The sequence below is a fragment of the Bacillus sp. MMSF_3328 genome (assembly GCF_030733525.1).
GTDB lineage: Bacteria > Bacillota > Bacilli > Bacillales > Cytobacillaceae > Bacillus_AB > Bacillus_AB infantis.
In genome coordinates, this window is record NZ_JASHIV010000006.1 from 88,250 (window position 1) to 101,001 (window position 12,752).

The 12,752-nt window shown below is 49.8% G+C and carries 9 protein-coding genes; 1 reads left to right on the top strand and 8 read right to left on the bottom strand.

The features are described 5' to 3' along the window. Window positions 1–8 precede the first annotated feature (8 nt). The 6 genes from RBB45_RS12325 to RBB45_RS12350 all read right to left on the bottom strand — a co-directional run bounded on the left by RBB45_RS12325 (window position 9) and on the right by RBB45_RS12350 (window position 8,206). Window positions 9–914 (bottom strand): macrolide 2'-phosphotransferase, encoded by a 906-nt coding sequence (locus RBB45_RS12325; RefSeq protein ID WP_371931578.1) that lies wholly within the window; start codon window positions 912–914, stop codon window positions 9–11. Window positions 915–1,443: 529 nt separating this feature from the next. After that, on the bottom strand, window positions 1,444–3,138 hold the full coding sequence (locus RBB45_RS12330; RefSeq protein WP_306009635.1) for an NAD-dependent malic enzyme: 1,695 nt from the start codon (window positions 3,136–3,138) through the stop codon (window positions 1,444–1,446). 429 nt (window positions 3,139–3,567) lie between these two features. Next, window positions 3,568–4,914, bottom strand: a complete 1,347-nt coding sequence (locus tag RBB45_RS12335) for a 2-hydroxycarboxylate transporter family protein (protein ID WP_101551550.1) — start codon at window positions 4,912–4,914, stop codon at window positions 3,568–3,570. A 121-nt stretch (window positions 4,915–5,035) separates the two neighbouring features. Then, window positions 5,036–5,743 (bottom strand): response regulator, encoded by a 708-nt coding sequence (locus RBB45_RS12340; protein ID WP_306009636.1) that lies wholly within the window; start codon window positions 5,741–5,743, stop codon window positions 5,036–5,038. After that, complete coding sequence (dcuS, locus tag RBB45_RS12345) at window positions 5,740–7,341, bottom strand: DcuS/MalK family sensor histidine kinase (RefSeq protein ID WP_306009637.1); 1,602 nt, start codon at window positions 7,339–7,341, stop codon at window positions 5,740–5,742. Before dcuS ends, RBB45_RS12340 begins: the two co-directional genes overlap by 4 nt. Before the next feature lie 124 nt (window positions 7,342–7,465). Continuing rightward, a complete protein-coding gene (locus tag RBB45_RS12350; RefSeq protein WP_022543456.1) occupies window positions 7,466–8,206 on the bottom strand; it encodes a sulfite exporter TauE/SafE family protein in 741 nt (246 codons plus the stop codon). A gap of 469 nt (window positions 8,207–8,675) precedes the next feature. Here RBB45_RS12350 and xylE point away from each other — a divergent pair, with 469 nt between their 5' ends. Then, a complete protein-coding gene (gene xylE / locus RBB45_RS12355; protein WP_306009638.1) occupies window positions 8,676–10,097 on the top strand; it encodes a D-xylose transporter XylE in 1,422 nt (473 codons plus the stop codon). A gap of 71 nt (window positions 10,098–10,168) precedes the next feature. On the opposite strand, the gene RBB45_RS12360 is transcribed toward xylE, so the two are convergent. Then, window positions 10,169–11,152 (bottom strand): aldo/keto reductase, encoded by a 984-nt coding sequence (locus RBB45_RS12360; RefSeq protein WP_306009639.1) that lies wholly within the window; start codon window positions 11,150–11,152, stop codon window positions 10,169–10,171. A gap of 99 nt (window positions 11,153–11,251) precedes the next feature. Continuing rightward, entirely contained in the window at window positions 11,252–12,751 is a 1,500-nt protein-coding gene (gene xylB, locus RBB45_RS12365; RefSeq protein ID WP_009791893.1) for a xylulokinase, read from the bottom strand. Window position 12,752: the final 1 nt, after the last annotated feature.

Below are 12,752 nucleotides of genomic sequence, written 5' to 3' on the forward strand. Positions count from 1 at the left end.
CGCTGCATTTATAAGTTTTCCTGGCTTAGAATCTGTTTCGCCATTTCCATATATTCTTCCAGGCCGGATTTCAAGGCGAATTCGGCAATGGCTACAGGATAGGCTGCTTCAAGCTCCATGACATGCTTGGCCATGTTTGGCCACACGTACCCCCCGGCAGCACTGTAGCAGCCGATTAGCCGTTCCAGCTCTTTTTTGCCAAATGTACGGTAATGCCCTACGAAATCATTGGCTATATCAGTTACTGACGCTTCTGTCCAGTCGATAAAACCAGTCACCCGTGAGTCCTCGTCGATCAGGATATGCCCGGGATGCAGATCCCCATGCACCAGACCAGTCTGTTTGGGCCACATCGAGCTATCGTGCACCCACGTCTGCCACCTTTTCCACAAGGCGTCATGTACTTCAAACTTTTCCTTCACTTTTTCCATTCTCAGCATCATACTGGCTCTCGCCGTTTCTGCACTCTCAACTGGCAGTTTCGCTCCCTCAGCTTCGTCCTTCCCAATCTTATGGAGGGAAACCATGGCTTTTGCCAGACTCTCTATATACTTCTCTGGCAAATCATTCACGTCCAGCTCCCATTTATAGGCTTTAGCTTCATGATCAATGGTGCCTGCAGGAACGCCATCCAGCTTTTTATAGGCAATCAGTTCCTCGTTATATACAAGCCAATCCGGAGTCTGGATCAGGATATAGGAGCCGACCAGCTCAAGTGTCCTCTTTTCCTTCGCAGTTGACGGTATTACATCCCCCCTCCTGGGGAAACGGAGCACCCATCTCTCTCCCTTGACATCTTCCACAAATACAACCAGGAAATCAAGCCCCGACTCATTGAATTCCAGCGGCTCTTCTTTAGCTTCAATACCATTTTTTCTTGCAATTCCCAATACCTTTTCTTTTGCCATACTCATAGTCCATTCTCCTTTAATGCTATTTTGTACTAAAAAAACACAGACTGGCCGCCTGTGTTTAAAGTAAATGGAAAATATAGTTATGTCTGTCCTAAAAAAGAAATGCCATAGAGAAGACAAAACTCAAAAGGCCATGAAAAAAGACAGCAAAAAAAGAGGACAGACTCGTCCTCCCTTTCCTTATACAATCAAACGTAAAATAAGGTTTTCTTAAAAATAGGCAGACCAATCCCATTTACCCTGCACACAGGCAGAGCCCTTGAACGTATTTAATTAACGATTCAAAGCTGGGAAAAAACGTAGTCTGATGCTGGCTGCCACAAAGAAAACCTCCATTTCTGTTAAAAGTTGAATCTATTATATCATGAAAGGGGCCGCAGGGACACAGGCTGCTGTCACATTTATCCTGATAGAAAACCTTTTTTTCATGACTGTCCCGCATTAGGCCAATACAGTGTCCGATCAGTACATAGAGCACCGCCCTAATCCCAAAAAAGAGGGACAGCATAACCTGTCCCCCCTTGTACCACTATTTACTCTTAATTTGTTTATATTCAGGCTTCCACATAGCATCGTCTACAGCTTGTTCAATATCGTCGAACTCCGCTTTGGCAATGCCTTCCTGGACGGCAGCCTTGGCTACTTCGATGGCAACATGCCTTGAGACGTCAGCCAGTTTGGTGATGGCCGGCAGCAGGGAAGCACCAGGCGTGCTGCTGTCTGATTTCTCGGCAACTGCATTGGCTGCAGCAGCGAACATGCCTTTTGAAATGATTTCAGCTTTGGCGACAATCGCTCCGAGGCCGAGGCCAGGGAAAACAAATGCGTTATTGGACTGGCCGATTTCATGGCTGATTCCGTTATACTCTACATCCGCAAACGGGCTTCCTGTGGCAATGAGCGCCTTGCCGTCTGTCCAGTTGAAAAGATCCTCAGGCACCGCTTCAGCTAGGAGTGTCGGGTTGGACATTGGCATGATGATCGGTCTTTCAACGTGCTTGGCCATCTCCCTTACGATTTCCTCTGTGAAGGCGCCGGCCTGGCCGGAGGTGCCGATCAGGATCGTCGGCTTTACCCGCTTCACCACTTCCAATAACGGAATCGTGTCCGCTCCGTCTCTTTCCCAATCCTTGACTTCCTCTGCACTGCGTACATAAGGCTTTTGGAATTTCAGGACATCAGGCGTTTCTTCCGTCAGCAGTCCGCGATAGTCAAATGCCCAGAACCGGTCATATGCTTCTTCACGGTCAAGACCTTCAAGGATCATCGTTTCTGCCATCTGGTCTGCGTTTCCGATACCTGCCGCCCCAGGTCCAAAAACAAGGATGCGCTGGTCTTTCAAGGATCCGCCTGTCACCTTCAGGGCAGACATGACGGCAGCCAGTGTAACAGCCCCTGTTCCCTGGATATCGTCATTGAAAGTCAGGATTTCATTGCCGTACTTTTCCATGATGTTCCGTGCGTTCACATTGCCAAGATCTTCCCAGTGAAGAAGAACATTCGGGAAAAATTTGCGCGCCGTTACAACAAACTGGTCGACAAACTGCTCATAGCGCTCACCGCGGACGCGCGGGAATTTATTTCCGATATATAAAGGATCATTGATCAGGTCCTCATTATTGGTCCCTACATCAAGCACAACCGGAAGCACACGGCTTGGATCAATGCCGGCTGCCGCTGTGTAAACTGCCAGCTTGCCAATCGCGATATTGATCCCGCCGACGCCCTGGTCGCCGATTCCCAGGATACTCTCAGAATCCGTCACAACAATCAGATCGATTCCTTCATGGGGCTTATTCAGGTTTTCGAATGCCTTGTCCATTTCCTCCGGATCTTCAATGGTCAAATAGAGGCCGCCCGGACGATGATATTCATGGGAATAGCGCTGGATCGCCTCACCCACAGTCGGTGTATAGATAATTGGAAGCATCTCGTTCAAGTGATCCCTGAGGAGACGGTAGAACAGGACGACATTACGATTATATAAATCATAGAGCACTCCGTTTTTGAACATATTGTTTGTCCGTCTGGAGAACTGCTCATACGCACGTGTTGCCTGTTCATCAAGAGTCAGCACCTGGGTTGGCAGCAAGCCCTGAAGCCCCAGATCATCCCTCTCTTCTTTTGTAAATGCGACACCTTTATTCAAATAAGGATTTGATAGAAGCTCTTTTCCTCTCAAATCTGTGTAAATTACGTTTTTTGCACCATCTGAAGCAGTCATAGATCATAGTTCTTCCTTTCAATTGGAGTCAATTTCCGTACTATTCCATGTTAGTAGCCTTTACCCATTATCTCCAGGTTATTTAACTAAAATTATTTAAAAAAGCAAGCAGCATCACATGCCGCCCGCCTATACCAGAATCCATTAAATACTATTCCAGCTTTTCTGTCAATTCGCGGGCCAGGGGGTCAGGTCCCTTGGCCCAGTTTTCGAGCCAGGGGGTCTGTCCCCTTGGCGCAGTTTTCGGGCCAGGGGGTCTGTCCCCTTGGCGCGGTTTTCGAGCCAGGGGGTCTGTCCCCTTGGCCCAGCTTTCGAGCCAGGGGGTCTGTCCCCTTGGCGCAGTTTTCGGGCCAGGGGGTCTGTCCCCTTGGCCCTGTCCCCTTGGCCCTGCCCTTGGCCCAGCCCCCTCAGCCCAGTCCCGGACCCGGTTCAGTTCAAGATCTTCATTAACAGAATGGCAAGGATGACTGTTGATGCGCCGCCGATTCTTGTGGAAACCTGTGCGAACGGCATCAGGGACATGCGGTTGGAAGCTGAAAGGATGGCAACGTCGCCTGTTCCGCCAAGGCCGCTGTGGCAGCCTGTAACGATTGCGGCATCAACAGGATACATTTTCATCAGTTTTCCTGTAAAGTAGCCTGTGATGACCATGGCCAGAACAACAGCCACACAAACTGCAATATAAGAAGGCGTTACGATTTTCACAACATCCTCAAGTGGGATATACAGCATTCCAAGGCCGACCATCAATGGCCATGTGAGGCTGGATGAAACGAATTTATAAAGGTGGAAGGCACCCTGCTCCATTTTGGCCGGCATAAGCTGCAGGCATTTAACAAGGGCAGCCGCAAAAATCATCAGGACAGGACCCGGGATGCCAAGGACATGGTGGCCAAGCCCTCCGATAATGAAGAAGCTGCAGGCAATCAGGAGCCCTGCCCCCATTAGCGGGAACTCGACAGGTTTGTTGATTGTCGAAGATTCTGTGATCCCGTCTCCGCCCTTCGATTTGACCAGGACTCCTTTTCCTGTAAGCTCCGGCTTTTTCTCCCCCAAGCGGGACAGGATGCCGGCACAGATGATTGCTGCAATATTTCCGATGACCGCTGCAGGAATCAGCTGGCCGACAAATGATTCTGAGCTCTGGCCAAGGACATCGGCATACCCGATGGACAGCGGCAGTATTCCTTCGCCAATCCCTCCGGCAATGATCGGCACAACAATATAAAACAGCGTATGCTTTACATCATATCCAAACAGCATGCCGACAAGAACGCCCGCACAAACTGAGGCAAGTGTACCCAGAACAAGCGGCACAAACATTCTGGTAAACCCCTGGATCAAGACCCTGCGGTTCATACCGAGGATACTTCCGACAACCAGGATCGAAATATACAGGTACAGGAAATTGGATGTTTTCATCAGCTGGGTGACAGCATCCATTCCGGTTGTATTAATAATATTAAAAAATACCAATATAGAAGGAACGAGCAGCGATAGTATCGCCGGGCCCCCGATATCCTTCAGGATCGGGATTCTCATTCCGATATCGCCAAGCAGGATTCCCATTGCCATAATGACGGCAAATCCGCCGATCATATCAGCCGGCAGTGATTCATAAGCTGCCGCAGCATATACAACAAGTGCTATTAAAACATAAAGCGGAAGCGGCACTGCTCCTACTTTTATACTTCCCAATTTTGCAAAAAAGCCTTTTTTCTCTTCCCTTTGATCTTCTGGTGCAGAAATCGGCTGCAGTTTCTTAGCTGGTTCCATAAAGCTTTCCTCCCATCTGTTCTACATGTCCATCTTAATTTTTCTAAAAGCGTTTTCATAGATTATGTAATTAGAGAAATTCTTTTTGAAATTAAAAAAAGTAAGCAGTTTCAGAAACTGCTTACAGAAAGTTCTTAATCAGATGCTCTTTATATGGGTTATATTCATGCTGGTACACGGGGCGGCCGATCGTGCCATAGATGACCTTCACATCAAGTATGCCAAGCTCTTTTAAAAAGTTCAGGTATTTCCGCGCCGATACTCTTGAGACGCCTACCGCCTCGGCCATCTCGTCGGTGGAGAACGGTCCTTCCTTAAGCTCCTGCACGGCTTCCCAGACCTGTTTCAGCGTATCCTTTGTCAGTCCTTTCGGGAGCTCTTCCACAACCGACGGCTCCTCGCGCCGCAGCAGGTGGCTGTCCAGCTCCTGCTGGGTGACCTCTTCCCTCTTTTCAGCGAACCGGCTCTGCTGCTCATAGGCTGTCAGCGCCGCATTGAACCGTTCAAATTCAAATGGCTTGATGAGATAATCCACCACACCGGAACGCAGGGCCTGCCTGATCCGGTCCATATCCTTTGCGGCAGAGATGATGATCACATCGGTTTCCAGCTCATTTTTCCTTAGATAATTGACCAGTTCAAGCCCGAGCCTCCCGGGCATATAAATATCAAGGAGAATCAGCTGGATGTCCTCCTTCTCCAGAAGGCTGACCGCTTCATCGACCGACTTGGCCGACGCAGCCAGCCGGAACCCTTCTACCTTGGCAAGATACCGTTTATTAATTTCAGCGACCATCGGATCATCTTCAACAATCATTACATTGATCATGTCTCATCATCCCCCGCTTTATAAGGTATATAGACGGCAAACTGCGTCCCCTTTCCTGCCTTGGAGGAAATGATCAGTTCCCCCTCCAGCTTATCAGCCGCCTGTGTGACCAGGTACAGCCCGAAGCCCCTGTCCTTCCCTTTTGTGGAAAAACCCTTCTCGGAAATCCGATCCTGGATTTCCTTTGTCATACCGCTTCCTGTATCTCTTACTTCTATTGTTAAAATTTCCTCGGCATAATCCAGCATTAACTCCACTTTTTTGACCGGCCTTCCTGATACAGCTTCCAATGCATTATCGATTAAGTTGCCGATGATCGTGATCAGATCATGGGTGATTTCCGGGTCCGCCGGCTTTGGCAGATTATCGGCACAGTCAAACGACAGCACCGCCCCTGATTCCCGGGCATTGCTCAGCTTGCCGATGAGAAAACCGGCCAGGACCGGGTCATGGATCTTCTTTGTTACAAAGCCCATTTCATTCTCCCGGTGATTGACCGTCTCGTTCACATACCTGGCAAGATGCTCGTACTGCTCGGTATGGACCATCCCCAGGATAACATGAAGCTTGTTCATGAACTCGTGGGCCTGTGCCCTCAAAGCATCTGCATAATTGCGGACACCTGTAAGCTGTTCGGCAAGCAGCTGGACCTCCGTCTTATCCCGGAAGGTCGCAATGGCGCCGACGAGCTGATTATCCACCACCACAGGCACACGGTTGACAAGGATGGTTACCCCATGGAAGCTCTGCTCCTGGTCAAGATGAATTTTTCCTGTTGTCAGTACATCCTTCAGGCGGGTTTCCGGCAGATAATCCTCAATCTGTAACCCAACCGGATCCTTTTCAATGCCGGCCTTTTGAAAAAGCTTCCTTGCCGCCCGGTTTACGAGTGTGATCTTCCCGGTCTGGTCGACGGCAATGATCCCTTCACGCACAGACTGCAGCATTGCGCTCCGCTCCTCGAGCACCTTGGCAATCGCGGAAGGTTCCAGTCCCAGCAGTATTTTTTTAATGTACCTGGCTAGTATAACCGCACCGATAATCCCCACCAGTATGCCGATCAGTGTGCCGATGTAGATTGCGTTCTGGCTCTTATGGACAGCCTTCGTTACCGTCTCAAGAGAAATCCCGACTGCCACAGCCCCTATCTGCTCTCCTGTGCTGCCAGTTACAGGAGTGAATGCCCGCATTGATGGGCCGAGTATCCCTTTGGAATAGGAAACATACTCTTCCCCCTTTAGGACAGGGCCTTCATCCCCGCCCCTGAAGTGCTTTCCTATCTCAGATGACTCCGGATGTGACAAGCGGTAGCCCTTCATATCCATTACTACAATGAAATTGACATTTGTAAGCTTCCGCATTTCATTGGCAAAATCCCGGACCCCTGCGCCCTCAGGATCCCCTTCCAAAGCATCTTCAACAATCCGGCTGTGCGCTACCATTTTAGCGACATTTAAAGCTTTATCCTCCTGAGTTTCCTCAACACTGGAGGTGACCCTGCTGCTGATCAGCAGGTCGGTGATCATAAGGGAAATCATGACCACCACACAAACAAATATAATAATGATGGCTTGCAAGCTCCAGCGGCCCTTCTTCATAGTTTCCTCCAGCCATAGATTTATTTAAAGTATTCTCCTCAATACCCTTATCCACACAAACTAATGACAAAAGACCGCAGGGCCCTCCCCTGAGGAAGTACCTTGCAGTCTGTCTTTTCCTATTTTAGAACAGAAGGATGAATCCGGCCATAATCGGCGTCAGCACCATTGCACTTTTTAAAACCGGAAGCGGCACATAATTGGTGAACCGCGCTCCGAGGTAAGAACCGATCATCGTTCCAGCCAGCACCTGCAGGAGCAGGATCATATCAAAGTATCCTTCAAAATAATAGCCGATGCCGCCTGCCAGTGCAATCGGCAGGATGACCAGCATCGTCGTCCCGACAGACTTCTGCACAGAAAGGCCTAAGACGGCTAATAGTCCAAGCTGAATGAAAGGCGCAGAGCCGATGCCGAACGTGCCTGACAGCAAGCCGCAGACAATGCCCACAAATGCAGCTTTCATGAAGAGCCTGCGCTGCGGCTCTGCTCCCTTGTCCTCCATCCGGCTGACGATGAACAAACGGACCAGCAGCATCACTGCTGAAAGAAACAGCATTCCGGCCGTCAGCCAATGAAGCGAATCAACCGGGATCCACACCGCGATTCCCGAGCCCAGAAACGAAGTGACCGCTCCAAAGCACCCGACAGCCAGTCCCATTTTCACATCAATATTGCCCTGCCGGTAATGGCTGTAAGCCCCCGACAAGGTTGTAAACACCATCGCCGCAAGCGACGTCCCAAGCGCTGTATGGATCGGCACCCCGAACACCACCGTCAATAGCGCAATAATAAAACCGGATCCCCCGGCCCCGATAAAACCAAGCAAAATCCCCAAAAACAGCATCGTAAACGTAATAGCCACGCAAATTCCCCCTCTTAAGCAGCTCCAGCAGAATTCATAAATGGAAGAAAAGCACCAGCTACTATTATAAAACTTTACAAAAGTGCGGGAGAATTTTGTAACTAAAAAAACCGGGCCAGGGGGTCTGGTTCCTTGGCTCCGTTTTGGGAGTAGGCCAGGGGGCCGGGTCCATTGGCTCCGTTTTGCGAGTGGGCCAGGGGGTCTGACCCCTTGGCTCAATTTTTGGGAGTGGGCCAGGGGGGCGGACCCCTTGGCTCCTTCCTACTATCCGAAACTTAGTTCATTCATTAGACAAACTTAATATAGTCTGCTATAATGCAATTATTCATTATTGTAAAAAAATTATCAGCAGGGGAGGGAATGGGCAGTTCCTTTCATTTTATGCCGGTAAATGTAAACGCTTCAAAAGTTACCGTAACAATGTAAGCGTTTAACTATCATTCCAGTATAATGAAAACTGCCTTCACACATGACGAAACAGCATAATGGTTCGCTTTACATCTTCTCTATTACACTCGTTGCCACTCTTGGCGGCCTGCTCTTTGGCTATGATACAGCTGTCATATCAGGGGCTGAAAAATCGATCCAAACCTATCTGGTGGACAGCCTGGGCTTAAGCTCATTCATTCATGGAGCCACCATCTCCAGCGCTCTGATCGGCTGCATTATCGGCGGCATTATTTCCGGTTATTTTTCTTCTGCATTTGGCCGAAAAAAATCACTGATCATTGCAGCCGTATTATTCCTTTTATCAGCACTTGGCTCTGCTTACCCTGAGTTTCTCTTCTTCTCAGCGGGTGAACCTACTATCGGCCTTCTGCTGACATTCAATCTATATCGCATCATCGGCGGCATCGGCGTCGGACTCGCTTCTGCCATCGTGCCGATGTACATAGGGGAAATCGCCCCGGCAGCCATCAGGGGCCGGCTGGTTTCTTTCAATCAATTTGCCATCATCTTCGGCATGCTGGTCGTTTATTTTGTCAATTGGGGCATTGCCCGCGGGCAGTCAGTGGAATGGATCAATGAAACCGGCTGGAGGTTTATGTTTCTTTCTGAAGCCATCCCGGCCCTGCTGTTCTTCATTTTTCTTTTCTTCGTGCCGGAGACACCCCGCTATCTGTCTCTGAAGAATCAGGACGAAAGCGCATTGAGGATTCTTTCAAAAATCAACGGCCCGGCAAGCGCCAAACAGATTCTTAGCGACATCAAGGGTTCCATGAATACAACAGCTGAGAAAATGTCCACCTTTGCTTTTGGAAAAAAAGTGATTGTCATCGGCATCCTGCTATCCGTTTTCCAGCAGTTTGTCGGCATCAATGTGGCTCTCTATTACGCTCCGCGCATTTTTGAAAGCATGGGCGCTGCAAAGGATGCTTCCATGCTGCAGACAATCGTCATGGGACTGGTCAACGTCGTTTTCACAGTCATCGCCATCATGACTGTGGATAAATGGGGACGCAAGCCGCTCCTCATCATCGGCTCGATCGGAATGGCAGTCGGCATGTTCGGTGTCGCGGGCCTTGCTTTTGCCAATATCATCGGCATCAGCACGCTCTTATTCATCATCGTGTATACCGCTTCCTTCATGATGTCCTGGGGGCCGATCTGCTGGGTGCTGATTTCCGAGATCTTCCCGAACCGCATACGCGGACAGGCTGTGGCGATTGCTGTTGCCGCCCAATGGGGTGCCAACTATCTGGTCTCCTCCACCTACCCGATGATGATGGAATTCAGCGGCGGCATGACCTACGGCATTTATGGCCTGATGAGCGTCCTTTCCGCCATCTTCGTCTGGAAGTATGTGCCTGAAACGAAAGGCAAATCCCTGGAGCAGATGGAAAGCCTGTGGAAGGCGCCTGCCGAAACAAAGCGTTCTAAAGCAATGTAAGCTATATAACGGGACAGTAAACCTGTCCCCAAACAAAAAAGGCCTCCAGCCAGAGCTGGAGGCCTTGCCTATTAATAAACGCCCCGGATATGGGCATGCACTTCCTTCTGATAAAAGTCCTTCAACTTCTGCAGTTCTTCTTCACTGAACGGCTTTGCATCCAGTGCTTCGAGATTGCTCTCCACCTGCTTCACATTCCGGAAGCCCGGGATGACTGTGCTCACCTCCGGCTGCTGAAGAATCCATTTGATGGCCGCTCCTGCCATGCTTCCCCTGCCTTCTTCCATCCACTTCACCTGCTCGCTCAGCTCCACGCCTTTTTCGAAATCAAGTCCGCCGAATGTTTCGCCGACATTAAAGGCTTCCCCGTTGCGGTTGAAGTTGCGGTGGTCATCTTGCTCAAACGTGGTATCCTTTGAGAATTTTCCTGTCAGAAGCCCGCTAGCCAGAGGTACACGCGCAAGAATCCCTACCTTCTTTTCCATCGCCATTGGGAAAAGCTCATCCAGCGGCTTTTGCCTTAACAGGTTGAAAATGACCTGCAGCGCGCTTGCCTTTGTATTCTCCAGGCAGAAGATCCCTTCCTCGACCGTTTCCACACTGACGCCATAATAGCGGATCTTCCCTTCCTGCTTCAGCTGCTCAAGCACTTCGAAAACACTGCCATCTTTAAGAATTTCCATAGGCGGACAATGGATCTGATAAAGGTCGATTGCCTCCCTATCCAGCCTTTTCAAGCTATTTTCACAAAAAGACCGGACACTCTCCATTGAATAGGTTGCAGGATCATAAATATCAGCGCTGCGGCAGAACTTTGTAGCGATATGAATGGAATCTTCCTTCCCTTTCGTGGCCTTCGCCAAAAGCTCCTCGCTATGCCCGTCTCCATACACGTCGGCCGTATCAAAGAAATTAACGCCCGCGTCCATTGCCCGTTCCAGGGCTTTTAGCGCTTCCCCGTCATCTGTCTTTCCCCATGAACCGCCGATCGCCCAAGTGCCGAAACTCAGTTCACTTACTTTCAAGTCGGTATTGCCCAGCTGATTATATTTCATTTCGCCAACTCCTTCTTTTATACAGAAACCCAGAAGGCTGCCCCGGGACTTTGCATATATGATGCATCCTTCCAAGGCAGCCTTCTGGTTTCATTATGTTTATTTTCGATAGGCCAGCAGCTTTTCATTAAGTGCTTTTGTCTGCCCGTAGACTTCCTGGTATACAAGGAATAATTCTTGGTAAATCTCCACATTTCCTGCATCAGGGACAAATTCTTTTTCGACCTTCAGGAATGCATCGCCGCACTCCTTCAGAGAAGAAAACCACCCGCTGCCATAAGCCGCAATCATAGCGGCACCCATGCCAGGACCCTGCTCGCTCGAAAGCTTAACAATTTTGCTGTTGAAAATATCCGCCTGCATTTGCAGCCAGTCTTCATTCTTCGTGCCGCCGCCGGTAGATACGATGGTATCGATCTTTTTGCCATTCTCTCTGAAGATAGCCAAAGATTCGTTCAGCGAGAAAGTGATTCCTTCCATAACGGCACGGACGAAATCCTTGCGTTCATGAGAGCTGTCCATCCCGATGAAGCTTGCCCGTATGCTTGCGTCCGCATGCGGAGTGCGCTCCCCGGATATGTAAGGCGTGAACAGCAGTCCGTTCGATCCTGGCGGAACCGTTCCTGCTTCAGCCAGCAGTTCCTCAAAGCTCTCTTCCGCTGCGAATACATTCCGGAACCAGCTCAGGCTGTGGCCTGCTGCAAGGGTGACTCCCATCGTGTAAAAAACGTCCTCGGCCCCATGATTGAAATAATGGACTTTTCCACCGAAATCTTTATCGCTGCTGCTTTCATAAGAAAGGACCACACCAGAGGTACCGATGCTGCAAAGGGTTTTCCCCTCCTCAAGGATACCGGAGCCGATCGCTCCGCAGGCATTGTCGGCACCGCCGGCAAATACCTGGACAGAAGCCGGAAGGCCGGTCGCTGCTGAGAACTCAGGAGTGATATTCCCCGTCTTTTTATGAGATCCCACCAATGGCGGGCAAAGTGCTGTGTCAATATCGAGAATATCGCAGATCTCGCTGCTCCATTCTTTTTTCGCAATGTCCAATAACAAAGTCCCCGCTGCATCGGAATATTCCATCTGCAGCTCATCGGTCAGCTTGAACCTTACATAATCCTTCGGAAGGACAAAGGTTTTCGCCTTTTCATAGATCTCCGGCTCATGCTCTTTCACCCAAAGCAGTTTCGGCAAAGTAAAACCTTCCAGTGCCGGATTCTTCGTAATCTCAAGCAGCCTCTCTTCGCCGACCCGATCGTAGATCTCACGGCACTGTGCCGTCGTCCTTGTATCATTCCAAAGAATGGCATTGCGAAGCACTTCATTGTTCTCATCCAGAAGGACAAGGCCGTGCATCTGCCCGGAAAAACTGAGTCCCTCAATGTCTTCCGGATTTCCGCCAAATTTTTGGAGCAGTTCAGACAGCCCTGCCGCTGTCTGATCTACCCACTCTTTCGGATCCTGCTCGCTGTAGCCGGTCTTCTCCTGGATCAGGGGATAGTCCTTGGAAACCTCCTGGACCACATTCCCCTTTTGATCGACCAGCAATATTTTTACCGCGCTTGTTCCTAAGTCAACGCCGATTACATATTTCATT

Bases quoted from the DNA above. Each gene is read 5' to 3' on its own strand.
- RBB45_RS12340 (WP_306009636.1), bottom strand. From the start codon at position 5,743: ATGATCAATGTAATGATTGTTGAAGATGATCCGATGGTCGCTGAAATT.
- RBB45_RS12335 (WP_101551550.1), bottom strand. From the start codon at position 4,914: ATGGAACCAGCTAAGAAACTGCAGCCGATTTCTGCACCAGAAGATCAA.
- RBB45_RS12325 (WP_371931578.1), bottom strand. From the start codon at position 914: ATGAGTATGGCAAAAGAAAAGGTATTGGGAATTGCAAGAAAAAATGGT.
- xylB (WP_009791893.1), bottom strand. From the start codon at position 12,751: ATGAAATATGTAATCGGCGTTGACTTAGGAACAAGCGCGGTAAAAATA.
- xylE (WP_306009638.1), top strand. From the start codon at position 8,676: ATGACGAAACAGCATAATGGTTCGCTTTACATCTTCTCTATTACACTC.
- RBB45_RS12360 (WP_306009639.1), bottom strand. From the start codon at position 11,152: ATGAAATATAATCAGCTGGGCAATACCGACTTGAAAGTAAGTGAACTG.
- dcuS (WP_306009637.1), bottom strand. From the start codon at position 7,341: ATGAAGAAGGGCCGCTGGAGCTTGCAAGCCATCATTATTATATTTGTT.
- RBB45_RS12330 (WP_306009635.1), bottom strand. From the start codon at position 3,138: ATGACTGCTTCAGATGGTGCAAAAAACGTAATTTACACAGATTTGAGA.